The following is a 23,239-nucleotide window of genomic DNA, read 5'->3' as shown; positions in this document are numbered from 1 at the left end:
TTGCTCTCGGCACTGGCCTGGGTACTGTATGAATATCTGCGCGAGCAGCTACAAGACACCAAACTAGGCAAAGCCTCGGTAGCCACCTTGCGCAATCGCTTGATCAAAGTTGGGGCCGTGATGATCAAGAATACGCGCCGCTTTCGCTTCCTGCTGCCGACATTGCTTCCTGACAGAGAAATCTTCTGCAAGCTGGCTACCCATTTGGTGCCGACGTAGAGCCTTGAAGTGCTGCTCCCGGCACAGACAAATAACGGGGTAAGGGGAAGTAGTGTCCAACGCAGCCTGGATCGAACAAAACCTGTTCAAAGAGGATAAATTGCCAGCAAGAGCCAGCAGTTCCAGTACCGCTCAGGCCGAAAGCATAAAATGCTGCGGTGTGAAGCTGGCCGTGCAAAATCCGGGCTAGTGGATCACACCACACTCTTCTTTCTGTTTTGTGATAGAGGTCGCAATATTAAAAAAATTATGCACTCATGTGTTTTAATTCCACCATTTTAGAGGTTTTTTTATGGTTATTAATTGTATCCTTACTTATTATTCATTTCACCCTTAGTTTCCTATTGGCACTTTTTAGATAACCTCTGGATAAGTCTCAGCTAGATAGCGTAAAGCAGCTCGGTCATCAGCTATTTGAGGAGATTAACAGCCATCTCAGTGACCACGGTATGCTGCTGAGAGAAGGCAGTATCTTGGATGACACTATTATTTCAGCTCCAAACTCCACCAAGAACCGAGAAAAGGCCCGCGATCCAGAGATGCACCAGACCAAGAAGGGCAATCAGCAGCATTTTGGAAGGTTCGCTATCGTGAGCTAGCAAAAAATAGCGAGCGCCTATGCTTGCTGGCAGGTTTCACAAACCTGTTAATTGGGAAGAAAAACCTACCGGCCTAGGGCAATACGCCCAAAATCCGCAGTTAGCAGGCTTTAAGCAAGAGGAGAGGAGAGGAGAAGAGAGGCCGAGAATATCGAGGATGCGAACCAAAATAGATCAATTCCAGATCATTTTGCTTCTTTCTATAAAAAGTAATGAGTGGTTCAGAGATTTATCAATGTGAGGATAAGATTATGAAAAAAATTTTTATACAACTTACCGCGCTATTTTGTCTGTTAACACCAATGGCATTTGCATTAGATGCACCCAGTTATACAATATTAATGGGGTATGGTGATTTCGATGTTGATTTAGGGAGACTAAACCCAGCGTCGTCCCCCCCTGTGAAAAACTGGTTCAACATCTCAAGCTTTAATGAGATAAGAGAAGGTGATACGGTTAGAGTATTTGTGAGAGCAACTAATGATAAAATATCTCATAATATAACTCTTTCTGACTCATATGCTAATATTCCATTAGAAGATAATGACACTAATAATATTTGTTATAAACAAGATGTTGGAGTGAATCACCGCTATTGTCAATTTACTTATCATTCAGAAAATGAATACTTCATGTTGTTATCATCAACTAACACATCAATTTATGGTGAAGTGGACGATGGATTAAAAATATCTGTAACAAAGCTGGAGTAACCTACGGCAGAACCCTGTGTCCGGACCGTAAGTATATCTCAGGCATAAGAAAACTAGGTAATAGGACCCAAAATCCGGGCTAAAAACCCTCTTATCCTGTATTGAAGTTACGAATTATAATCTATTAATTATTGAAGTAGATTAGTTTTAGAAAGCGTAACTCACTCCCAGATAGTAAGTTCTACACAGGGTGTCATACATACCAGGGCTCCCTCCAATCCCAGTTAAGTTTGCAGGGGGCCGCTTATCTTCGACGTTATTTATACCGCCGTAAATTTCGAGAGATTCCTGACTCAGGACTAGATTGTCAACATAAGCGATGGTCTTTTGTATCTCAATGGTGACAACGGCTGGGATATCGCCAACCGTCCAGTGGCCAGGAATTTGATCACCAAGATTAAGCTGACAGAACCAGCGGTACGCCAAGTTCAAATTGATGTCTTCGCAGAGCTTTCGGTCAGATTTGATTCGGTACAAATAGCCAATAATCTGCATCCGAAAGAACAGTCTCGGATCGATTGAAGCTCGACCATTGTGGGGGCAGTACAATGGTGACGTCAGGTCATAGATAAACTCAAGATCCAATACGGCGTCGATTTTACGCAGAAGGTGATTCTGCGGTACGAAATCGTCGAGGTTAACCGTGTGAAACAACTCTGGCTGAAACTGAGTACATCCCTGCATGGCAGTCACCTTAAATCGGCCCCAGAAATATTATCCGAGACCGAACTCGTTAAAGCAAGGAATTCAGGACTTTTTCAACAGCCCGTCTGAACTACTACAACTAATCCAAGGAAATTGTCCCCTACAGAGATCCCGTGTGTAGTTTTTGGCTAGAGCGCCGCATCTATCGCTTTTACCCAGGCTTCCGCCCGTACAGCCACGTCCTCTGCACTCATGCCGGGTTTGTAGATATCATTACCAACACCTACACCGACAGCTCCCGCATCGCGCCACTCCTTGAGCGACGATAGACTGACACCACCAACCACTACGATGTTTACATCTTTTGGAAGTACTGCACGGAGAGCCCGAAGATGACCAGAACCATAACTCGCTGCAGGAAATAGCTTTATATACTTCGCACCAGCCTTCACTGCTGCGAATGCTTCTGTTGCAGTGGCGAATCCCGGCATGGGAACCAATCCGAGCGCATCGACCCTCGTCAGTACGTCCGGGTTCACGTTCGGGGTTACAATCAGCCTCCCACCCGCTTCTGCCACTTTTTCGACATCGTTGGCGTCGACAACAGTACCAGCACCGCACAAACATTTATCACCGAGTGCGTCACTCAACCGCTTGATACTCTTAAAAGGCGCAGGTGAATTGAGCGGAACCTCAATAAGACGAACACCCTCTTCGTAGAGGGATAGCCCCACATCCACAACTTCATCAGGAGTCACGCCCCGTAAAATTGCTACAAGCGGCATATTGTCAAAATATTCTTCAATATTAATCACTATTCCCCCCATCAATGAGACAGCTGAAGTAACTGGTACAAACCGGAAATCGACATTGCATTACCATTCAGCGCACTAAACTGTAGTCCCAACTTATCAAAAATCTGCCCGTACAAACTCGATAGCCGATCATCACCAATTAATACAATTGGCGGGACCTCACCTGACTTGCTCCTGAAAGACTCTGCCGCACCAACAACATCTGCTGATATAATCAGCCCTGACATATAGGATTTTGCTTCTTCCGGGGTAATATCGCCGCGCAGCTGACTTGAGCGAACGCTAAACAGCGTATGTATCAGGTTGCAGGCACCGGATTGCAGCGTTTGTTCAACACCGCGCATAAACCCGGATGCGCTGATATCCTTGTACTCAGTTGCGTCGGCAAAGAGTACGCTATGGGTACTCAACACAGAAAAGAGTTCACCGGAAATCGCGCTTAATATGGAAGTAATTTTTCCGTTGACGTACAGAACCCATTTCACATGGGTTCCCGGCAAGCAAAACAGGAAAGTCCCCTGGGCAAACGTATCGTCTGTAACGATGGCGCCCAATATCTGAGTCTCTTCACCCCGCATTACATCCGGATACCCATATGGGCTGGTAGATGTGATGCCCGGAACTATCGTAATCCCGTGGCCGCGAAGCTGAAAACGAAGCGCCTGGCGAGATATATCGCTTTTATCTGCGGGGCACTCTACATATGAAGCCTCCTTCAGCCCGAGTGTTGAGCCAACCATCCCGCAAAGTACAATCTCTACTCCATCGTGCATTTCTGCCCAAGGCTCAATAAGAGAAAAAAGCTCACTTTCCACCTTTCCGGGCTGCAGCTGACCAATCCCCTTGCCGCTTCGTTCATCAACAACAGAACCAGACTCATCCAGCAAATACAACCTAAGGTTACTTGTACCCCAATCTCCTGCGATAAAGTATTGACCGCTCATATCAACCTCAGAAATCGAATTTTTCAGATATGCCGAAAAAATGGCTGTGATTAAGCAGCCTTTCAACAGTACAAGCAAACATATTCGTGCGCGGTTTCAAATAATAACTGGAATTTCTATACGCGGCGAGTAAATCCGCTCGCCTCCCCAGTCACCGATTCGGTAACGTTTATCAACCACCTCTTGGCGATCATCGATATCCACCCGGTTTGAACTGTCCACGTCGGTCATAATGACCCTACTGTTTGCGGTAGGGCTGCTTGGAGAGCGCTCACAAATACTTGTAAAGATCGCCGCCTTCAGCCTTATCGGCGTAAACAATTTGATAAATCGTCTCATGGTGCAACGACACCTGCTTGTGCCTCAACACGTAGTCCGTTACTTGTTGTGTTGAGGGCTCAGCTCCTGGCGAAGCAGCTTTTCTATCCAACTTCTCACCTCATCGGACACTTTGATTGCTTTGTGGGCCGTAGACCTGCGCTTATTATTGAAGCGCTGCGCCTGGGTGGGTCTATAATCCCTCAGACCTCGGTTACGCTTCAATTCCCGGCTAATCATTGAAGGTGAGCGCCCCAACAAAGTCGCAACCTCCTTCTGGTTATGTTCTGCTTTCAATAATATGCAAATCTGATATCTTTCTTCTTTGGACAGCTGGTGGTAACTCATCAGTGCTTCATCTCTTGGTCGGGAAAAGCGCGGAATCTACCAGCTGGCTCCTCTCCTTATACAATTGCACTTATTATCCAAAACCGCGATGTTTATGGAGCCCGAAGAAGGGCTCACAAAAGTAAGTCAGGTAATAGAAAACCGGGGATCCAGATGCACTAAGGAAGCACCAGCATTTGAAAGATTTTTTCCTGCGATCTATCACCACTCAGCAAGCGCTCCGTCTTCATGGTACCATACAGGGTTACGCCAAAACTGCATGCCCCTTGAGGCCTCCTTGACGACATCTTCATCAATTTCTACACCAAGTCCCGGCTTGTTCAAGGGGCGGATGTAACCATTGTCCAACTCGAAGTCGCTTTTATTTTTCACGTAATCAAGCATTTCGACCCCACCGTTATAGTGGATTCCCATGGAGATTTCCTGTATTGCCGCATTCTGAGAAGTGAAGTCCACTACCAGGCATGCTGCCAACGCGACAGGGCCCAGTGGACAATGCGGAGCAATAGCAACGTCATACGCCTCTGCCATAGCGGCAATTTTCATACATTCTGTGATACCGCCGGCATGAGAAAGATCCGGCTGGAGGATCCCAATACCACCCCGTTCAAATACGCGCTTGAAATCAAACCTGCTATACATGCGCTCTCCGGCAGCAAGTACGATGCTGGTTTGATTAGAAAGTACAGAGTAGGCTTCAAATTGTTCCGGCAACACTGGCTCTTCCACAAAAAGTGGTCTGGTGCACTCCAGCTCTTTTAGCAACACTTTTGCCATGGGAACAGAAACTCGACCATGGAAATCCAATCCAAAATCAATACGATTTCCAAAATGTTCGCGAATATTTCCAATCCGTGAAGTGATGGCATCTACTGCGGAGTGGCTATCAATATGCTGGAGTTTTCCACAACCATTGAACTTGAACGTATTCCAACCCATATCCAGCAAACGGGATAACTGCTGAATCTCACCTTCCGGATCGTCGCCACCTGCCCAAACATAAGTTTGTACTTTGTCCCGACAAGCACCGCCCAGTAACTCGTAAACAGGTCGTCCGAGCTCTTTTCCCTTAATATCCCAAAGAGCCTGATCGATACCAGCAATTGCCGACATCAATATCGGACCGCCTCGATAAAAGCCGCCACGGTAAAGAGTCTGCCATATGGAATTGGTAGCACGGGGGTCCTGTCCAATAAGATACTCAGACAATTCACGAACAGCCGCGGCAACCGTATCCGCTCGCCCCTCGATAACTGGCTCACCCCAGCCTGTAATCCCCTCATCCGTTTCAATCGCCAGAAACTGCCAGCGAGGTGGAACGGGATATATTTTGATCCCGGTAATTTTCATATTTGATACTTCTTTTTGTTATGCAAAGGTTGCGATCTACTTCGCTAAGTACTTAGCCCAACCAAAATTCTAATCGTGGTAGATCTGGCTACGACCACCATCAATAAGGATATCGGTAGCGTTAATAAACAGCGCATCGTCACTCGCCAGGAAAAGCGCGGTATTGGCAACCTCTTCGGGATTACCCATTCTTTTACAAGGGATAAAATTGATCAGCTTCTTTCGCTCAAGATCTGCCGTCTCACTCGACGCAAAGTGCGCCTGGACAAGCGGCGTGTCGATCAAGCCTGGTGAAATAGAGTTAACCCGAATTCCCTGGGCGGCATACTCAACCCCCAATGCGCGGGTCATGCCCACCAGGCCATGCTTGGCTACCGGATACGGGAAGGAACCGGGAATAATCTTGTGTCCATGCACCGAAGCAATATTGACAATATGGCCATATTGATTATCGAGCATGACAGGCAGCACCGCCTGGCAGCAGTGCCATGTGCCACTGAGGTCAACCCCAAGGCATCCCTCCCAGTCTTCCTGTTTAAGATCGATGGGGTCAGAGAACACATTGACACCGGCGTTATTGATCAAGATATCGATGCGACCAAAGTGTGCAACTGCCTTACTGACCGCAGCGATGACTTGTTGTTTACTAGAAACATCTACCGCAAGCGGCAATGCTCGAACGCCCTCATTCTGCGCTAGAGAATCGGCAAATTCCCGGACTTGTTGCTCCTTCAGATCCAACAAACTCAGGTCTGCACCGGATCGGGCAAAGCACTTGGCAATAGCCGCACCAATCCCCTGTGCAGCACCGGTGATTAATGCAATTTTGCCACTAAGTTTTTTATCCACATTCATACCTGCTGCTAGCAAGGATTCATAGTGCCAAGGAGATTAGAAGGTCGCTCTCAGACCAATTGAGTAGCGGGCACCGGTATCGGTAACTTGCAACAATTGGTTGTCGTAACGTCCCCATTGATGAGTAACCTCATTGGTGACATTGACACCTTCGAAGAAAACTGTGAGGGTATCGTTGATATCGTAACTACCACTGATATCCCACTGGCCATAGTCATCAGTATATTCTGGCTCACCAAGCATACCGACCTGCTGCCGCAGGAACTTCTCGCGGAAATTGTAGGCAACCCGGAACTGAATATCGCCCTTCTCGTAAAAGCCGATCACATTATAGAAGTCACCCAGACCAGCCAGCAGTGGCGTATCACTTTTGACAGAAGTCATGTTTGCCTGGACCCCGAGGCCGTTCCAGATCCCGGGCAGGAAGTCGAACATATACTGGCCAGACAGCTCCCATCCATCAACGGTGGCTTCTTCGCCGTTTCTCGGGCGGGCTACACGTACGGTGCGACCCAGCAAGGTTTCGTCCGCTTGAAGAACGGTAACAAAATCATCCAGATCCTTTTTATAGGCGGCAAAGCCAAGGAAGCTGCCGTCACTCGGGTACCACTCCAACGACATGTCGTAGTTAGTTGAGAGTGTCGGCTGGAGTTGCGGGTTGTTACCCGATCCGGTCAGAGAGTCGGGTCGCAGACTGTAGGAAACCGCCGGCGCCAGCTGCGACAATGTCGGGCGCGAGAGAGACTGGGAGAAGCCCAGTCGAGCCACGACCTCTTCTGTCAGATCAAACCGAACATTCATCATTGGTAGCAGGTTGTTATAGCTGCTTGCTTCACTGATCGGCTGGGGAGTGTTACTGGTCTCGATGTTGAAAACATCCGGACTAATCGGATTTTCTTCAATTGAGAGGTAAATTGTTTGGTTGCCCTCGGAGGTAAGATCAGTTTTCGCGTAGCGCACACCAATATTCGCAGCCCAGGGTACGTCAGCCACCATACCCTCGAGATTTGCCACGAAGTACGCAGACGCGACTCTTTCGTTCAGCTCGTAGGAGTCAGGGTATTTGACCGGTGCAAAACCACCATTTTCAATGGCTTCCAGAGTCGCTTCCGTATTCGAGGCATTTGCGAGTGCAGCTTCCTCGGTTTCGTAGAACGCCATGATCTCTTTTGGATCAGCAATCAGCCAGGCCGTCGGCATGCCGTGGTTGATATTACCCAGAAGGTCGTCATCACTGCGAAGAGTGAGGAGCTCCTCGGGAATAATAACTTCACGACGCCCCCAGTAGGCGTTAATCATATCGTTGGGACTGCGAATCCAGGAGTTTGCCTTTGTTCGATCCGAGCTGAATGCGCCAAACTCTACAGATTGCAGCACCCCACGCTCGATCAAGTATTCGGCATCGAACTTAACCTCGAGGATATCATCTTCAATTTTGCTGCCCTGGTAAACGGCACCGTGGGAACGCGGGAAATTGGGATCCGCCATGTATTCGCCATTGCGCATTTGCCAGTTGTCACCATCAATGGTGAACGACGGTGTTTCCGAATAATCCCCTTGGCCGATAAAGTTATCCAGGGCCACCCAGGCGTTGTTACCGCCATTATCCAGGCTTGCATTAGAGGAAGAGGCGTCGAAGACAACAGAGAGCTTGTCGTTCACCTGCCAGTCTGCATTGAAGCCTAGCATGACCGTTTCGGTAGGGCGATTGATGGTGTGGCTTACGAGACTCGTTGATTGCAAGCTATCTTGTGCAATATCGAAATCGCGAATTGAATTGTTTTCCCCAATGGTCGCGTTTGCGATCGCGGAAGGGATAAGCCAGTTACTGGCCTGGTATTTAATCGAGTCGACTTCAAACTTGGAGTAAAGCGCGTCTGCAGTCAAAGTCAGATCGTCGTTTGGTGCAAACTGCAATACAAAATTACCGCCCATTCGCTTGCGATCTTCTTCGGTAACCGAGAATGCGATAGAGCGAGGCACATATACGCCGTCCTGCGCGCCACCTTCCGCCAGTGGAACGCCGTCCACCTGATGCCAACCACCGGACTCCAGGAACTCTGAATAGCCCAGACGCTCCTGATAGGAAACAGATGCCATGACACCGAGAGCACCAAATTCGAGATCAAAGGTATTGCTTATAAGACTGGAAAACTGCGGCCTGCTCTCACCCGACAGATCGTCATATTGCCCTTTTACGCTGGCAGCGGCCTTGAAGTCACCGATGTCGAGCGGCTTGGCAGTCACCAGATTGACGGTTGCACCGATACCACCTTCCTGCATAGAAGGCAGCGGACTTTTATAGACTTCAGCGCCGGAGATAACCTCGGAGGCAAGGGTATCAAAAGCGAATTGGCGCCCGGAGTTTTCTGTCGCAACGGTACGTCCATTCAGCAGTGTGGTATTGAACTCCGGGCCGAATCCGCGCACGGAGACAAATTGACCTTCACCGCCGCTGCGGTCGATGGCAACACCTGAAATGCGCTGAAGGGACTCCGCCACATTCTGGTCCGGGAACTTACCAAGGTCCTCTGCCGCAATTGCATCCACAACAACCGATGCATCGCGCTTAATGTCCATAGCCTTCTTGAGGCTCGCTCTGATACTGCCAATGACTGTAACTTCTTCCAGGGTCTCTGACCCTTCCTGGGCCTCTTGCGCGCTCACTGTGCCCATGGGCATCAACACGCCGGAAATTGCCAGAGCCAGAATACTCTCCTTTCCGAGCTCCAAGCCCACCTTCTTATAAGACATTTTCTCTCCCTCAACGGAATTATTAATGTACTTTTGATTACCGCATCACCGAAGGTAGCATTAAAATCATATTTATTACAATAAAATATCATATTTTATTGAGACTCATAGCAGTGCGTTGTAGCCCAAACTCCCCATCGCCGGCAAGGAACATTCCCACTTTACGTCCCTTCACTGACTATACGGATAGGAATCCAGACTAAAAGCTGACCAAACAGCCACAGGAGCCAGGGCACGCACCATTGCCCACCAGCATTTTTATATGCTTTATTTTCGTTACTTATGAGGACCCGCAATCAGAGAATCACCCATCAGAGACCGTGGGCAAGTGGACTATCGGGCAAAGTGGAGTCATCCAGAAGGAATAACCATAGGGAGCGACAGGAATCAGATACTTGTCCAGAGGTTTCGCCCCCAGGAGTTATCGCCTCCAACACACATCTGTCTCCAATCGATATTCACACTGACCAGGTCCTCCGGCTTCACCTCCTGGCCATGAAGGTGGAGTGCGGTTCGGTCATGCTCCAAATCACTCTGCAACACCGGTAGCGCCGTCATGCTTAGCTGCGGCACCCCTCTAATACTCAGCTCCGAACCTCTTTTGTCGGTGAATGACATCCAACGCACGTCGGTCTTATTGCCGGTCTCTTGCAGCCTGGAATAGTCGTGGTATTGCGCATCTACGCGAGATTGATAGTGGCCGATAGGTGCGCCCGACTTGCGGGGTCTTCGTAATTCTCATGAGGGCCACGACCAAACCATTCAAGCTGCTTGAATTCGCCAGGGAGAACAAGGTTCATTCCGACGCGCGGGAGAACAGGCAAGGCTTCGAGTAAAGGATTCAAATGGGCATTGACCAGAATCTCGCCGGTTCCGCGCACCCAATATTCAGTAGAGAAATCGGTAACATTGCCCCCGAGCCGATGCACGGTATTCACTATCAGAGCACCACCGCTGCCCTCAGAGAATCGAAATTCTCGTAACTTGGCATCTCCACCTGTACTCTTCCACGTTTGATCCTGCAACATCCAGGCGGCATCGTTGTCAGGCGCCCGCCACAGGTTAGGCCTGAGGCCGCGCAGCAACAGCTCCTACCCCTCAACCCGAAATGACTCTATCCACCCATTCAATTTGTCGAACTGAAGAGCGAACTTTTCGCTATGAATGCGGAGTTTCTTCGCGCAGTCATCAACAGACGCATCAATCTTTGAGTGCGGCCTTTGCGCGCCTAACGGGGAGGACGGAAAATCAAACTACTCCCAGGCCACCACGTGATCCGGCGAGCAACGGGATTACATCCGAATTTGCCCTACGGCCTGTCTACACAAAGTTTGTTATAATTCGCGCTTATGGAAATTACAAAAGCGTTATTCGAAATTATTGAACACTTTTTGCCTGTGCAGCATGGTAACGTCAAAATACCGAATATAGGAGTCATTATTAACCCGGCAGAATTTCCATAGGCCTAAACAGGCGGTGCGCTCTTTACTGTTAACTCGAAATTTCTGCTTCGGAATAATTTCCAAATGTTGGTTCGGCTAAACCCGCAAACGGGGTTTTGAAGACCAGTAAGTCTCCGGCATGCGCTTCTTCGGACAACTGCTCCGAACTCAACCCGTAGCTGGCAGTGGTAACAAACAGCATATCCAAGTTTTCGCCACCAAAGGTGACGCAGGTAGGCTGGCTCACAGGCACGGGAATAATACCGTCGACGGAGCCGTCCGGCGCGTAACGTACTACTCGGGACCCACCCCACTCGGCGCTGTAGAGATAGCCATCTCGATCGACGCAGGCACCGTCAGGAAAACACCCGGGTTCCGTAGTCGCGAATGCCTGGCCCTTGCCCACGTTCCCGGTTTCCGGGTCAAAATCGTAGGCCTTGATTACCTGTGAGGGGGTGTCCGTGTGATACATAACCTTGGAATCGGGACTCCAACAAAGTCCGTTAGAGATATGAATATCCCTCAATCGAGTATCGCACTGTCCTTCCACATCCAGGCAATAGAGCGCGCCAAGCTGTGTACTTTTCGCTTCATCCTCGACCATAGTACCGGCCCAGAACCTTCCCTGCCGATCCATGCGGCCGTCATTGAAGCGATTGCCTGGATTACCGATTTCCGGCTTTTCCAGCCATTCGACGGCACCGGAGTAGGGATCGAATATCGCGATTCCGCTTTCAAATCCGGCAAGCAGCTGTCTGCCACCTCCGGTAAGCCCAATACATCCTACTCGTTGCGGGCAGGCCCAGGATTGCAGGCGCTCATCTGACAATGAAAAGCGGTAAAGGCTCTGGCCTTCGATATCTGTCCACCAGGCAGCCTGCTGTTCGACGTCCCAAAGAACACCCTCACCAAGGGTATTTTGAACACTGACTGCGTGAGTCAATTCAAGTTGATGTGTTTTCATGCCTCTTTCCAAGACTTCGGCACTGACGGGAATGCATTAATACTTTCAATATCGATGGGGAAGCGAGCGCGCGTCCCCACCACACATAGAATCATTATTGCAGCGTTACTCCGGACCACGCTGGCGTTCAGCCAGGCCGGTCTCCCGAGGCTCAGACAGGACCAGGGATGCAGCGTCTTGCACGGTGATTCTCACCTCGGGCTGGAATGAAGAACCCTGCATATAGCTCAGGATGCTGCTCTTCAGCTGGCGGGCTACCGGACGTTGATCCAGGTCAGTTTCAACATCCATTGACAGTACCAACAGCTTCCCTTTGGATACTTCCGCCTCGAAAACGTAAGCGTTCATGCTGTTGTTAAAGAAGTTCGGAATCATCTGAACAATTGGCGTTGGTGTGACCGAAAGTGCATCAAGATTGATAGCGGCGGCATTATTCAACAGTTCCCACCACTGCCAGTCAGCAAATTTCCCAGTAGGGAACTCTGTCAGGGCAGGATGCTGGGTATCTGCGATAATTCCCATTGGGGTATTCGTCGGAAAATGCACCGGACTCCAAAATACAGGAAGGAATGAACCTTTAACCGCACTGTCTTTCTGATAGTACTCGGTCGGCAGCATCAGAACTTTACCGCCGTCATCCAGCACCTTCTGTGCTTTTTCATCCAGGTTACGGGTGACGAGAATGCCTTCGTATTGCGGCAGGCCTTCCCCAGTCTCCGTAGCATTCTGCTGCGGGTAAACCCAGATGTTCCAATCGTTGGCGATATCAAGATCCGCTGAGCCAACTTCGATATTGAGTTGCACAGGCTTGGAGAATGACTGCAGTGGAAAAGTGACATCACCCAGGCTGGCACCATCATTACCAAGAGAAATATCCTGCGGCACGGTCTTCCCGCTAAACAGGATGTCGCCATTCGTATCCGTGACCTTCCAGCTCAGGCTGACGTTCTGCAACGGTTCGCGGCCGAAGTGCGAAAGCGTGATATCACCGGCGAAGTGCTCATTGTTGGTGTACACATATTTTTCGGTACGCAGCAAGGGCACGGTCGGCGCGTTGAATCGGGTAAATTCTTCCGCCTCAATAAACCCTTTAGAATCCCAGAATGCATCCAGCAAACCAATCGTCGCGGTACTCTGGCCTGGGAAATCGGATAGCGACAGGAACTGGAAGCCGGCAAAACCGGGGGTGCGCAACGCAGATTCGACTTCGGCGCGATACAGGTATGCCGCCATATGGCCGGAGCCATGTGTGAAGTCGTCCGCCTGATCAAGCAATCCTTTTTCTTTCAAGTCTTTCTGGATCGCCTCGAAAGCAACTGGACGCGTCACACCAGTATATTTCGGAATCTCACGCAAGTTCGGATACACGGCATACTGGCCGATTTCATGGGAGAGCAGTGGAAGCTCGACTCCCTCAATGGCACCACTATAGTTGTGCGTAGAACCCGGCCTCAGCTCACCGTAATCCCGTTGACCACGCACCCACTTCCGGCCTTGGTCCGTGTATTGGGTTACAAAGAACTCGTCAACAGGTTCGGGGGCGCGGCCACTGGTAAATGAGAAGCTCGTTGTGGTATAGAGATGGCGATTATCGCGCTTTTGGAGGTGCTCGACGATCCGGTGCATCGGCCCCAGATCCGCGTCAACGCCTTCGAGTTCATTGCCCATCGCCATCAGTACAAATGATGGGTGATTGCCGTAGGTGTCAATAATATGATCCGCCTCTTCCAGCAGATACTGATCACGACTTTCGGTGTTCTCCTCGCCAATATTCCGCTTCCACAATGGCAGCTCGATCTGCAGGTACATACCGAGCTGATCCGCAGCTTCGAAAGCGGCTTTCGGTGGCGTATAGGAGTGATAGCGGATGTGGTTGAAGCCCCATTCTTTCGCGGTACCGTACAGTTTCAGCCAGCTCTCTACGTCCGTTGGCGGGTATCCGATGTTCGGGAAAATCGCACACTCCAGTGTACCGCGCAGGAATGTTTTTCGGCCGTTGATCGCAAATTGCGTGCCCTGGGCGGAGAAGTCGCGCACACCAAAAGTTGCTACGGATTCGTCTCGCGCGCTGCGCTTTTCGCTTTTCGTAGATGCCACAACATGCAGCCGGTACAGGTTAGGGTCAAACTCGTCCCACAGTTTCATCTGCTCTACCATTGGCAGTTCGATAGACAGGTGATTGACGTCTTTTGAAAGCTTTTTCCGAGAATGAGACGCTGGCGCAAGCGCCACGCCATTGGAATCTTGAATCTCCAGAGCGAGGTCAGACCAAACCTCGGCACCTGATGTGTTTGCCAAGGTCAGATTGACGCTCAGCTTTTTATCGGCCTGATTTGTGTAAATTTGAACATCCTGGACCCAGACTGCTTCACGCGCAGTCAGCTCCATGTCGCCAACAATACCGTTCCAGATAGTTTGCGTGCCGTTGGTATAGGCATGCGCACCATAGAAACCCCACACCTGACTCACATCATGGATATAGGAGTTATCAATACGCACCGTCAATGTATTTACTTTTCCTGGCTTGATATACTCGGACAGATCAAATTTATGAGGTGCGGAAAGTGAATCCTGCATCGCCACGTAGCGGCCATTCACCCACAGCTTTGATTGCCAAAGCACTCGCTCCAACAGAAGGTCGACGGACTTCCCCTTCCAATCACGGGGTACTTTAATTTTCTTCTGGTACCAGGCAGCGCCAGTGTACTCATAGTAGCGAGCCAGCTCTTTCACGCCCTCCTTGGTCATCTCGATTTTATGTTCTACCGGATCCCCAATTTTGTTCTCATCGAGCGTGCCCGGAAATTGCAGTGTCTTGGTGAAATTCTGCAGGTACCACTTCTTTTCGACACCAACATTCTCCCGGTCCAGCTGGTAAGTCCACTCCCCTGAAAGCTCTATGGTTTCTGACTGTACTGCAGCACTCAGAAACACTGAGAGCAATACAGCTATTTGTTTCAGCGCATTTATTGATTTCACACTCACCTCTCCTTAATCGACCGCACACTGTGACGCTTCCACGGAGTCGGAACTCCCGCGCTTATCACTATCTCCGGCCATAAGCTCACGCTCAATCTCTTCCAAAGATTTCCCTTTCGTCTCCGGCAACCGTGCGAATATGATAAGGAAGCCTATCGTGCAGATAAGGCCATATAGCCAAAACGTCCCAGCAGCACCCAAGCCGCTGTTGATCGGCTTGAAGCTGTAGGTGAGCAAAAAGCTCGCCACCCACAACGCGGCAACAGACAAGCCCATCGCCATGCTACGCACACGATTGGGAAACAATTCACTCAATAACACCCAGGTAACCGGAGCCAGAGTCATTGCATAACAGGCGATGGCAAGCAGAATAACCAGCAGAACACCAACGCCCTGTACCTCGAAGAAATAGCAGGCCCCCATCAGCGCATAGATGACTGCCAGACCTCCAGATCCCAGCAGCATTAACGGGCGGCGCCCCCAGCGATCCACGGTTTTTATTGCCACCAATGTAAACACCAGATTCACCATGCCGGTGATCACGATATTCATCATCAGAACACTTACGTCGTAACCCGCCGCCTTGAAGACTTCATCGGCGTAATTAAAGATGACGTTGATCCCGGACCACTGCTGAAGCACGGCCAGAAATACCCCCAAGCATACGATCAACTTCAACTTGGGCTCCCGCAAGCTCGACAGCTCACTCTTTTCCGAGACCTCACCCAGGCTTGACCTGATACTTTCAACTTCGCGATCCGCATATGCTTTGCCGCTGATTTTTTCGAGCACAGCTAGCCCCTCGGCATCACGGCCTTCCTTGATCAGCCAGCGGGGAGACTCCGGAATCAGCGTTGCGAGAATTAAAAACAGAAGGGCGGGCAAAGCTTCGGCGGCAAACATCCAGCGCCAACCGACCTGGCCATTCCAGGAGGCAAGAATCTCCGAAGCACCAGCCTGCGGCTCCACGGGAGAAAGGTTATAGATCGCGAGATTCGCCAGCTGCGCAGCGAGGACACCCACAACGATGGTCATTTGATTGATTGAGACCATGCGTCCGCGCCGTTCGGCTGGCGTGACCTCTGCCAGATACATCGGCGAAATTCCCGAGGCCAAACCGATGCCGATGCCGCCAAGTATGCGGGCGACAATGAAGGTATTCATATCAGAGGCCACCGCAGTCAGGATTGCGGAGATTGCGAACAACAAAGCCGCAAGCATCAAGAGTCGCTTGCGCCCGTAGCGGCTACCAAGAGCACCGGCCGACAGGGCCCCACCCAGGCAACCAACCAGCGCCGAACTGATCGCCCAGCCGGCCATCCACTCCTGCCCGGGTTCACTTAAGCCAAAATACGGCTCATAGAATGGTTTGGCCCCACCGATCACAACCCAGTCATAACCGAACAGGAATCCCCCCATGGCGGCAACCAGGCATATCAGCCAGAGGTAGCGGTTGCGCCCGATATCAGCGGCATCGCTCATCATTTTCCCTCATTTTTATCTTTTTAATTTTGCGAAAGTCACCAGAGCCGCGAGGTAGCTTGGAGGCCAAGCTCCAGCAATCGTGAGCACCCGAACACAGGCCTCTCGACAGTTTAAATGGCTAATTTATCATCACTTGGAGGACATAATATTACTAATGCTGAAAACACTCAACAAATAAGTATGATTTATTTTGTCGTATGCAGGGCTTCCTCAAGTAGGTCACACGGGTAAATCATTCTCGTCGCGAAGTAGGATCCGCCCAAAATAGCACATATTTTCAACGCACAAGCCAATTGCAGAGAAAGCGACCACTCCGCGTGCATTTGCCGGGCTACGATACCGCAAACTTCAATACTCGAAAGGATCACCAAGGAATTAATATCATATATATAAGGTCGCTAATGCGGAATATCTCTATACTTCGACAGGCCCTAATTCAGCAGATTAACTTGGGCGCCCTTAGATTTCAGACCAAATTAAGCCCGAAACTGTATTTGAATCCCCCCGGGTTTCTCGGAGGCTAACTTTCCTGAGAGAATTAGCCAATGAGCAAACGACCTGGATACTCCCCCGAAGTACGGGAACACGCAGTGATCGGCTGTACACTTGAGGCCCTACGATCATGGATCAACGAGATGGAAGTCGACAACGGCACTAAGCCCGGCACCACTAGTGGTGACGCAGCCCGCCTCAAAGAGCTGAAGCGCGCTAACGAGATCTTGCGCAAGGCTGCCGCTTTTTTCGCCCAGGCGGAGCTCGACCGCAAACCGAAGTAATGGTGGCATTCATTGACCAGGAGCGTGAGGCGCACGGTGTCGAGTCAATCTGTGAGGTTCTGCCGATTGCACCGTCGACCTTCTACCGCTGCAAGCATCTACAGGCCAATCCAGAGCAACGCTGTGCGCGCGCTCAACGTGACGATGAGCTGAAGCCTGAGATCCAGCGGGTCTACGAAGAAAACCACCGCGCCTATGGTGCACGCAAGGTCTGGAAGCAGCTTAACCGCGAGGACGTAAAGGTCGCCCGCTGCACAGTTGAACGGCTGATGAAGGTACTGCAATTGGAAGGTGTTCGAAGAGGCAAACGTTGCGTTACGACTATCCCGGATGGGCTGGCCAACAAGCCGCTGGATCTGGTGAATCGCGAGTTTACGGCAGAACGCCCCAACCAGCTTTGGGTGGCCGACATAACCTATGTCGCAACTTGGTCTGGTTTTGTTTATGTCGCATTCGTTGTCGACGTATTCTCCCGCTACATCGTTGGCTGGCGCGTATTAAAGAGCCTTCAAACCGACATTGTGCTTGATGCTCTGGAGCAGGCACTCTGGGCACGAGGTAAGCCCCGTGGCGTTACCCATCACAGTGATCGAGGTAGTCAGTATCTGTCGATTCGATATACCGAGCGGCTTAGTGAGGCGGGTTTCCATATGTCAGTCGGCAGTGTCGGCGACTCCTACGACAACGCACTGGCAGAAACTATCAACGGTTTATTCAAGGCGGAGGTCATCCACAGGGCAGGTCCCTGGAAAGGACTGGATGAGGTTGAACTTGCAACCTTGACCTGGGTCGACTGGTTTAACCATCGCCGCATTCTTGGGCCAATTGGCGATATGCCTCCAGCTGAATACGAAAACCTGTATTATCAACAAACCGAGTCTGCCCAAGCGGCATGACTCAAATCAAATTGCCTCCGACAAACCCGGGGGATTCAATTCACTTTTCAGGTTAGGCATACACGGGATACCTTGAGTGGTATGACGCAGAAAAAATTCAATTTAACGCAATCCATCCTGGACACGCTGGGCAAGGAAATTGTTGCCGGCAAGTATGCCAATGACCGTTTTCCGGTGGAGTCAGAGCTGTGCGCTCGCTTTGACGCGAGCCGCAGTGTGCTACGTGAAGCGGTTAAAATGCTCACCTCTAAGGGGCTTTTGCATTCACGCCAGCGCAAAGGGACCGATATCAGCCCCGAAGAACACTGGAGCCTGCTCGACCCCGATATCTTAAGATGGCTACTTGAAAGCAAGCCTTCTCTGGCACTGCTTCAGGAGTTTATGGAAATTCGCCTGTCTATTGAGCCGCAGGCAGCCGCTTACGCAGCGGAGCGAGCGAATAAAGACCAGATCGCCAAAATACTGCATGCGCTTGAACGCATGAAAGCGGCTGAGGAGCGGCAAGACGACCCTCTCGAGCCTGATATCCAGTTTCACACCGCCATTCTGGAAGCGAGCAATAACCGCTTTTTTATTCAGCTAGAAGAACTAGTCCGCACCGCGCTGACGATCAGTATTCACGTCACCAATGAGCTCAAAGGGGTTCGCACCGCGAATGTCGCGGATCACAAAAAAGTGCTCGATTTTATTTTGATCCGCGACGCTGACGCCGCCTACGCGGAAATGAAGATTTTGCTATCTGGCGCCCTGAAACTGATCAAAGAAGCCCACAAAGACACCCTCCTGATATAGCGCCCATACAAGCGGCACTCCTCCCGCCTGATTCCGCCACTCAGGCGCCCCTGCACCTCGGCAACCAGTCCTGGATCTGCGCAAAACACCTGAAACTCACGAGCTGCAACATGGCAACTCGCGCCTAACACCCAAATTATATATTATTTATTGAAGGGCGAACTTGGTGCACAAAATATGCACACTCCTAATGGCCGCACCAACCCCCGATCGACATCCAATTTATCAATCTAACTGACTAATATATAAAGACTTTATTCTTTAAGCTGTAAAGCTCACCCGGGAAGCACAGCCTCGGACACCCAACACCAAACAAATAAATATTACTTTTTGTTGATGACCGGTCCTCGACTGTGTAACCATATTCCCGACTGAGGCGAGCATTTGGTGCAACGAGAACTCGCGTATCCCACAAAATTCTGTTGTGTACGGCACATACACAGACACCAATGTGTAGGCATCAACATACCAGCCTGTCCTCATCAAGAGCGATGTTCAACTCCAACGCACAGTCAAACCAATAATCTAAAAAAGGGAGACGTCGATGATGAACAAGAGAGAGATTCTATCATTTTTACCGCACAGCTCGGCCGCTGTAGCGGCAAGTATCCTGACGGGTTGTATGTATGCACAAGAGTCCAGTGCAAGCGCGACGCTGCGCTTTGAGTCTAAACTCAGCGCCAAATGCATTGTTGCTGAAGGGGCCGCCGCATCGAACGGCACAAACGTTGTACAGGACAGCTGTGGAGATAGCAGAGATTCAATTACTCTGGTCGACCTCTCTGTCGCTAGCTATCCGAACCAATATTTTCTCCAGCTTAGCGGGACCAGCGAATGCCTGAGTGTCGACGACTGGTCAAACGCAGATAACGCCAATATTCTTCTCTGGCAATGCTCATCCACAAGCTCACCCTCGGCAAACCAGCGGTGGCTACTTGAGTCCCCGAACGAAAGCGCAAATAGTGGCTTCGTCTACGTAAAAAATGCCAGCAGCGGAAAGCACTTGACCATCCTCAATGCATCTGCCGGTGATAACGCATCCATTGTTCAGTATGCAAAAGCCACTACCCACGATAGAGACCACCAACTCTGGCACGTGGGTGCCGCCAGCGAGCTTGTTGCCGACCGCCTACACGCCGTCTCCAAATGGAACGATCAATGTATTTCTGTCCAGAACGCCTCTGTCGACAACAATGCGGACATCGTACAGCGTGCCTGTAGTGAAGACGCCGCTGACCAGGCCCTGGAAATGGTCAGCCTTGCCCCATACGGCTTGGTGGACGAATACCTGATCAAGCCTTCAAACAGCAAGAAATGTTTGACGGTAGAGAACTGGGCGCAATCCAATGGCGCCAATATCGTCCTATGGGAATGCCCTGCCGCGCCGAATGCCAGTGCCAACCAACGCTGGCATATCGAGGCCAGCGGCAACCTCTTTAGGCTGAAGAATCACCATAGCGCCAAGTATTTAAGCATCGACAGCTGGTTGACCTCCGAAAATGCCTCTTTGATCCAATGGGACAAGCCCGCGCAGGGCGACAGCGATAATCAGCTGTGGCGCTTCAGGCCGACGAACAATGCGGTCAACCTCGTACAAGGTGGAAGCAACTTCTGCATTGCTGACAGCAACTCTGCAAATAATGATGTCCTTCGCCAGTCTTGCAACCAACCTACTGGTGCAGACTGGGAATTAATCGAACTATCCGGTGCCGAGGCCGGCCTCTTCAAACTTAAAAATGCAGAGACAAATCTGTGTCTGAAAGCCAGTGCCTCGGGCGCCTCAGTCGCCATGAAAAATGGCTGCGACTTGGCAGACAGCGGCTTCAAATGGAAGCTGGACATTCAAAATTTTTCCACGGGTCAATATCGCCTTGAAAGTGTGGCGACGGGCCAATGTCTTGATTATGATGGGAATACCGGTACGTTTGCTCAGTTTGGGTGCAGTGAGACCGAGAGCCAGGCACTAGCATTGCCGAAATCAGTTCATACCGTTGATAAAAGCAGTATCAAGGTAGCGAATTTCGATGGATTCGGTACTTCCCTGGCCTGGGGCGCGACAATTACCGGAAAGTGGGCATCCAAACGTGATACCCTGGTCGAAAATCTGTTTAGCCCGACCAATGGCTTGGGCTTCAACATTGCGCGCTTCTTGGTAAGCGCAGGCAATCACGCCCCGAATAGCGACTGCCTGGTGATGCGACCGGGATCGCCAACCGATGCCGCCTATGTGGATGTCAACGGCAATATAATCCCCAATGCTGAGACGGCTGCCGACGAGGGCCAGTACTATTTCTACGAGAAGGCACTGAAAACCTATAACATCGAACACACCGAAGCGTTCTTCAGCTCACCGCCCCACTGGATGACCATCAACGGTTGTATCAATGGGTCGGATAGCGGCAGTGCAGCCAATATTGACGAAGATACATTTGACGATTTTGCAGACTACATGGCCACTATCGCCAAGTGGTTCGAGAACAAAGAACTCGGCTTCGACACCGTGGCACCAATGAACGAGCCAAACGCCAGCTGGTGGAGTGCAAATGGTGCTGATCACCAGGGCACTGCGCTCTCAGAAACGCAACAAGGAGCACTGATCGAGGAAGTGCATGCTGCATTTACCGCAAAAGGCGTCAACGCAAAAATTGCGGCATCGGAAGCCAACCACACCAACTGGACCATCAGCAATTACAACTCATACTCCCAGTCACAGCGGGACGCGCTTTACCGTATTAACACACACACCTACAACTGGATGGAGCCGGCCAATGACCATGGAACCCTGGCATCTCTCCAAAAACTGGCAACAACGGAAAGGAAGCAGTTGTGGGTAAGTGAATTCGGCACGGGCACCGGCATCGTCAATGACTCTGCAGGAAACCCAGCCTTTGGTGACCACGGAGATATGGCAACCTCTCTGTCCATAGCGAAGCGGATTACCGATGACTTGAACTATCTACGCCCGAATGGGTGGGTGTATTGGGATGCCATTGAAGACAAGGACAGAACCGATGAAGGCAACAACAGCTGGGGATTGATCCTGGCGAGCTATAGCGATGAAAACACGCCGCTGCTGTATTCTCGCGCATACTATGGAATGATGCAGTATTCCCGACACCTGAAGCCTGGTTCTGGCATTATCGACAGTGGTCACAGCAAGTCCGTGGCGAGCTTTGATAGCGAGAACGATACCCTGACGATCGTTTCCTATAATGACGGAAGTACAGAAAAGTCCGTGACTTTTGACCTGTCTGGCTTTGGATACGCAAATGAAAACGGATTTACTGTAACTCGCTTTCGGACGTCTAAAACTGAACAGCACGCGCAACTTGGTGCAGCGTCGATCTCCGCAGGAAATAGCGATACTCTTGTAGAAACACTACCCGCGGCCTCGATCACCACAATGGTGATTTCGCCACAGTAATGAAAAAGGGGGACGCCGGCGGAAAGCGATAGGGTTTCCGATATGTAGTAATTCAGACGGGTTGTTGAAAAAGTCCTGAACTCCTTGCTTTAGCGGGTTCGGTTTCGGATAATATTTCTGGGGCCGACTGGAGGGGACAGTCATGCAGGGACGCACTCAGTTTCAGCCAGAGTTGTTTCACACGGTCAACCTCGACGATTTCGTACCGCAGAATCACCTTCTGCGTAAAATCGACGCCGTATTGGATCTTGGTTTATCTATGACCTGACGTCACCATTGTACTGCCCCGACAATGGTCGAGCTTCAATTGATCCGGCACTGTTCTTTCGGATGCAGATTATTGGCTATTTGTACGGAATCAAATCTGACCGAAAGCTCTGCGAAGACATCAATTTGAACTTGGCGTACCGCTGGTTCTGCAAGCTTAATCTCGGCGATCAAATGCCTGACCACGCATCACTGACCAGAATCCGCCAGCGTTTTAGAGAACAAACATTCCAGCGAGTCTTTGAACACTGTATTGATCAATGGGTTGAGGCTGGTTTTGTAACTGGTAAGAAGCTCATTTTGGATGCATCACTCGTTGACGCAAATGACAGTATAGAGAGCATGGTGGAGCGCCCGGATGGCGACCCAGATGCCGTTGGCAAGGCGTTGGTCCAACAATAGTGCGCTCAAGTTCAGCTTGTTCAAGAGTTGCCAGTATGCCGCTGGCACCTGGAAGCAGGAGCAACGGATTATTGGCAAGGCAGAATATACCCGCGGCGGCCCCAACCCTCGTTTCATCACCACCAACCTGGAAGGGGACGGTGAAGAACTCTATCGGAAGCTCTACTATGCCCGCGGCGATATGGAGAATCGCATTAAGGACCAGCAGATGGACCTGTTCGCCAGTTATACCTCCTGCCACCGCTGGTGGCC

At 50.5% G+C, this 23,239-nt stretch carries 21 protein-coding genes, 2 pseudogenes and 1 other annotated feature; of the genes and pseudogenes, 9 read left to right on the top strand and 14 right to left on the bottom strand.

Going from position 1 to position 23,239, the window contains the following annotated elements; translation table 11 throughout:
• The 3 genes and pseudogenes from Q5Y71_RS14025 to Q5Y71_RS14015 all read left to right on the top strand — a co-directional run.
• Nucleotides 1-219, top strand: a 219-nt coding sequence (locus Q5Y71_RS14025) for a transposase (RefSeq protein WP_306042734.1), incomplete at its 5' end; no start/stop codon positions are given.
• 395 nt (nucleotides 220-614) lie between these two features.
• A pseudogene (locus Q5Y71_RS14020) lies at nucleotides 615-797 on the top strand (IS5/IS1182 family transposase); the annotation flags it as partial.
• 272 nt (nucleotides 798-1,069) lie between these two features.
• Nucleotides 1,070-1,531: a hypothetical protein gene (locus Q5Y71_RS14015; protein ID WP_306042733.1), complete on the top strand. Its 462-nt coding sequence runs from the start codon at nucleotides 1,070-1,072 to the stop codon at nucleotides 1,529-1,531.
• A 147-nt stretch (nucleotides 1,532-1,678) separates the two neighbouring features.
• Here the strand turns inward: Q5Y71_RS14015 and Q5Y71_RS14010 are convergent, their stop codons facing one another.
• From Q5Y71_RS14010 to Q5Y71_RS13955, 14 genes are all read right to left on the bottom strand, one after another.
• Nucleotides 1,679-2,215, bottom strand: a complete 537-nt coding sequence (locus Q5Y71_RS14010; RefSeq protein ID WP_306042732.1) for a transposase — start codon at nucleotides 2,213-2,215, stop codon at nucleotides 1,679-1,681.
• 149 nt (nucleotides 2,216-2,364) lie between these two features.
• Nucleotides 2,365-2,991 carry a 2-dehydro-3-deoxy-6-phosphogalactonate aldolase gene (locus tag Q5Y71_RS14005; protein WP_306042731.1) on the bottom strand — a complete coding sequence of 209 codons (627 nt, stop codon included), beginning with the start codon at nucleotides 2,989-2,991 and terminating at the stop codon, nucleotides 2,365-2,367.
• A gap of 11 nt (nucleotides 2,992-3,002) precedes the next feature.
• The gene (locus Q5Y71_RS14000) at nucleotides 3,003-4,013 is read right to left on the bottom strand and encodes a 2-dehydro-3-deoxygalactonokinase (protein ID WP_306042730.1); all 1,011 of its coding nucleotides are present in this window, start codon (nucleotides 4,011-4,013) and stop codon (nucleotides 3,003-3,005) included.
• An 18-nt stretch (nucleotides 4,014-4,031) separates the two neighbouring features.
• A complete protein-coding gene (locus Q5Y71_RS13995; RefSeq protein WP_306042729.1) occupies nucleotides 4,032-4,166 on the bottom strand; it encodes a hypothetical protein in 135 nt (44 codons plus the stop codon).
• Nucleotides 4,167-4,206: 40 nt separating this feature from the next.
• On the bottom strand, nucleotides 4,207-4,365 hold the full coding sequence (locus tag Q5Y71_RS13990; RefSeq protein WP_306042728.1) for a hypothetical protein: 159 nt from the start codon (nucleotides 4,363-4,365) through the stop codon (nucleotides 4,207-4,209).
• The gene (locus Q5Y71_RS17640) at nucleotides 4,314-4,601 is read right to left on the bottom strand and encodes a transposase (protein WP_371877066.1); all 288 of its coding nucleotides are present in this window, start codon (nucleotides 4,599-4,601) and stop codon (nucleotides 4,314-4,316) included. Before Q5Y71_RS17640 ends, Q5Y71_RS13990 begins: the two co-directional genes overlap by 52 nt.
• A gap of 201 nt (nucleotides 4,602-4,802) precedes the next feature.
• Complete coding sequence (gene dgoD / locus Q5Y71_RS13985) at nucleotides 4,803-5,951, bottom strand: galactonate dehydratase (protein ID WP_306042727.1); 1,149 nt, start codon at nucleotides 5,949-5,951, stop codon at nucleotides 4,803-4,805.
• A 69-nt stretch (nucleotides 5,952-6,020) separates the two neighbouring features.
• Entirely contained in the window at nucleotides 6,021-6,806 is a 786-nt protein-coding gene (locus Q5Y71_RS13980; RefSeq protein WP_306042726.1) for an SDR family oxidoreductase, read from the bottom strand.
• Between the two features lie 36 nt (nucleotides 6,807-6,842).
• Entirely contained in the window at nucleotides 6,843-9,560 is a 2,718-nt protein-coding gene (locus tag Q5Y71_RS13975) for a TonB-dependent receptor (protein ID WP_306042725.1), read from the bottom strand.
• A 387-nt stretch (nucleotides 9,561-9,947) separates the two neighbouring features.
• Nucleotides 9,948-10,265, bottom strand: coding sequence for a hypothetical protein (locus Q5Y71_RS17635; RefSeq protein WP_371877067.1), 318 nt, complete (start codon nucleotides 10,263-10,265; stop codon nucleotides 9,948-9,950).
• On the bottom strand, nucleotides 10,241-10,645 hold the full coding sequence (locus tag Q5Y71_RS13970) for a hypothetical protein (RefSeq protein ID WP_306042724.1): 405 nt from the start codon (nucleotides 10,643-10,645) through the stop codon (nucleotides 10,241-10,243). The genes Q5Y71_RS17635 and Q5Y71_RS13970 overlap by 25 nt, the downstream gene beginning before the upstream one ends.
• 406 nt (nucleotides 10,646-11,051) lie before the next feature.
• On the bottom strand, nucleotides 11,052-11,966 hold the full coding sequence (locus Q5Y71_RS13965) for an SMP-30/gluconolactonase/LRE family protein (protein ID WP_306042723.1): 915 nt from the start codon (nucleotides 11,964-11,966) through the stop codon (nucleotides 11,052-11,054).
• A gap of 105 nt (nucleotides 11,967-12,071) precedes the next feature.
• The gene (locus Q5Y71_RS13960; protein ID WP_306042722.1) at nucleotides 12,072-14,945 is read right to left on the bottom strand and encodes a sugar-binding domain-containing protein; all 2,874 of its coding nucleotides are present in this window, start codon (nucleotides 14,943-14,945) and stop codon (nucleotides 12,072-12,074) included.
• Between the two features lie 12 nt (nucleotides 14,946-14,957).
• On the bottom strand, nucleotides 14,958-16,430 hold the full coding sequence (locus Q5Y71_RS13955) for a sugar porter family MFS transporter (RefSeq protein WP_306042721.1): 1,473 nt from the start codon (nucleotides 16,428-16,430) through the stop codon (nucleotides 14,958-14,960).
• Nucleotides 16,431-16,975: 545 nt separating this feature from the next.
• Between Q5Y71_RS13955 and Q5Y71_RS13950 the strand changes: the two genes are divergently transcribed.
• From Q5Y71_RS13950 to Q5Y71_RS13925, 6 genes and pseudogenes are all read left to right on the top strand, one after another.
• Nucleotides 16,976-18,102, top strand: a protein-coding gene (locus Q5Y71_RS13950) for an IS3 family transposase (protein ID WP_306042720.1) whose coding sequence is annotated in 2 segments (ribosomal slippage) — nucleotides 16,976-17,174 and nucleotides 17,174-18,102 — 1,128 coding nt in all. Because the reading frame shifts where the segments join, the coding sequence is not laid out codon by codon here.
• Nucleotides 17,164-17,280 (top strand) — a sequence feature (AL1L pseudoknot). It overlaps the preceding gene by 117 nt.
• A gap of 81 nt (nucleotides 18,103-18,183) precedes the next feature.
• A complete protein-coding gene (locus Q5Y71_RS13945; protein WP_306042719.1) occupies nucleotides 18,184-18,894 on the top strand; it encodes a FadR/GntR family transcriptional regulator in 711 nt (236 codons plus the stop codon).
• A 544-nt stretch (nucleotides 18,895-19,438) separates the two neighbouring features.
• Complete coding sequence (locus Q5Y71_RS13940; protein ID WP_306042718.1) at nucleotides 19,439-22,318, top strand: RICIN domain-containing protein; 2,880 nt, start codon at nucleotides 19,439-19,441, stop codon at nucleotides 22,316-22,318.
• Between the two features lie 142 nt (nucleotides 22,319-22,460).
• The gene (locus tag Q5Y71_RS13935; RefSeq protein ID WP_306042717.1) at nucleotides 22,461-22,586 is read left to right on the top strand and encodes a hypothetical protein; all 126 of its coding nucleotides are present in this window, start codon (nucleotides 22,461-22,463) and stop codon (nucleotides 22,584-22,586) included.
• Between the two features lie 8 nt (nucleotides 22,587-22,594).
• Nucleotides 22,595-22,987 carry a transposase gene (locus tag Q5Y71_RS13930; protein ID WP_306042716.1) on the top strand — a complete coding sequence of 131 codons (393 nt, stop codon included), beginning with the start codon at nucleotides 22,595-22,597 and terminating at the stop codon, nucleotides 22,985-22,987.
• A 46-nt stretch (nucleotides 22,988-23,033) separates the two neighbouring features.
• Nucleotides 23,034-23,239: pseudogene (locus tag Q5Y71_RS13925) on the top strand (transposase); the annotation flags it as partial.

Source organism: Microbulbifer sp. 2205BS26-8, from assembly GCF_030731025.1.
GTDB classification, from domain to species: domain Bacteria; phylum Pseudomonadota; class Gammaproteobacteria; order Pseudomonadales; family Cellvibrionaceae; genus Microbulbifer; species Microbulbifer spongiae.
The sequence above is the reverse complement of the archived record's forward strand: the minus strand, read 5'-3'. Positions and strand labels throughout refer to the sequence as shown.

Coding starts and splice junctions, on each gene's coding strand:
- Q5Y71_RS13955 (WP_306042721.1), bottom strand. CDS start 16,430: ATGATGAGCGATGCCGCTGATATCGGGCGCAACCGCTACCTCTGGCTG.
- Q5Y71_RS13980 (WP_306042726.1), bottom strand. CDS start 6,806: ATGAATGTGGATAAAAAACTTAGTGGCAAAATTGCATTAATCACCGGT.
- Q5Y71_RS13940 (WP_306042718.1), top strand. CDS start 19,439: ATGATGAACAAGAGAGAGATTCTATCATTTTTACCGCACAGCTCGGCC.
- dgoD (WP_306042727.1), bottom strand. CDS start 5,951: ATGAAAATTACCGGGATCAAAATATATCCCGTTCCACCTCGCTGGCAG.
- Q5Y71_RS14010 (WP_306042732.1), bottom strand. CDS start 2,215: ATGCAGGGATGTACTCAGTTTCAGCCAGAGTTGTTTCACACGGTTAAC.
- Q5Y71_RS13965 (WP_306042723.1), bottom strand. CDS start 11,966: ATGAAAACACATCAACTTGAATTGACTCACGCAGTCAGTGTTCAAAAT.
- Q5Y71_RS13995 (WP_306042729.1), bottom strand. CDS start 4,166: ATGACCGACGTGGACAGTTCAAACCGGGTGGATATCGATGATCGCCAA.
- Q5Y71_RS14015 (WP_306042733.1), top strand. CDS start 1,070: ATGAAAAAAATTTTTATACAACTTACCGCGCTATTTTGTCTGTTAACA.
- Q5Y71_RS13975 (WP_306042725.1), bottom strand. CDS start 9,560: ATGTCTTATAAGAAGGTGGGCTTGGAGCTCGGAAAGGAGAGTATTCTG.
- Q5Y71_RS17640 (WP_371877066.1), bottom strand. CDS start 4,601: ATGAGTTACCACCAGCTGTCCAAAGAAGAAAGATATCAGATTTGCATA.
- Q5Y71_RS13935 (WP_306042717.1), top strand. CDS start 22,461: ATGCAGGGACGCACTCAGTTTCAGCCAGAGTTGTTTCACACGGTCAAC.
- Q5Y71_RS13945 (WP_306042719.1), top strand. CDS start 18,184: ATGACGCAGAAAAAATTCAATTTAACGCAATCCATCCTGGACACGCTG.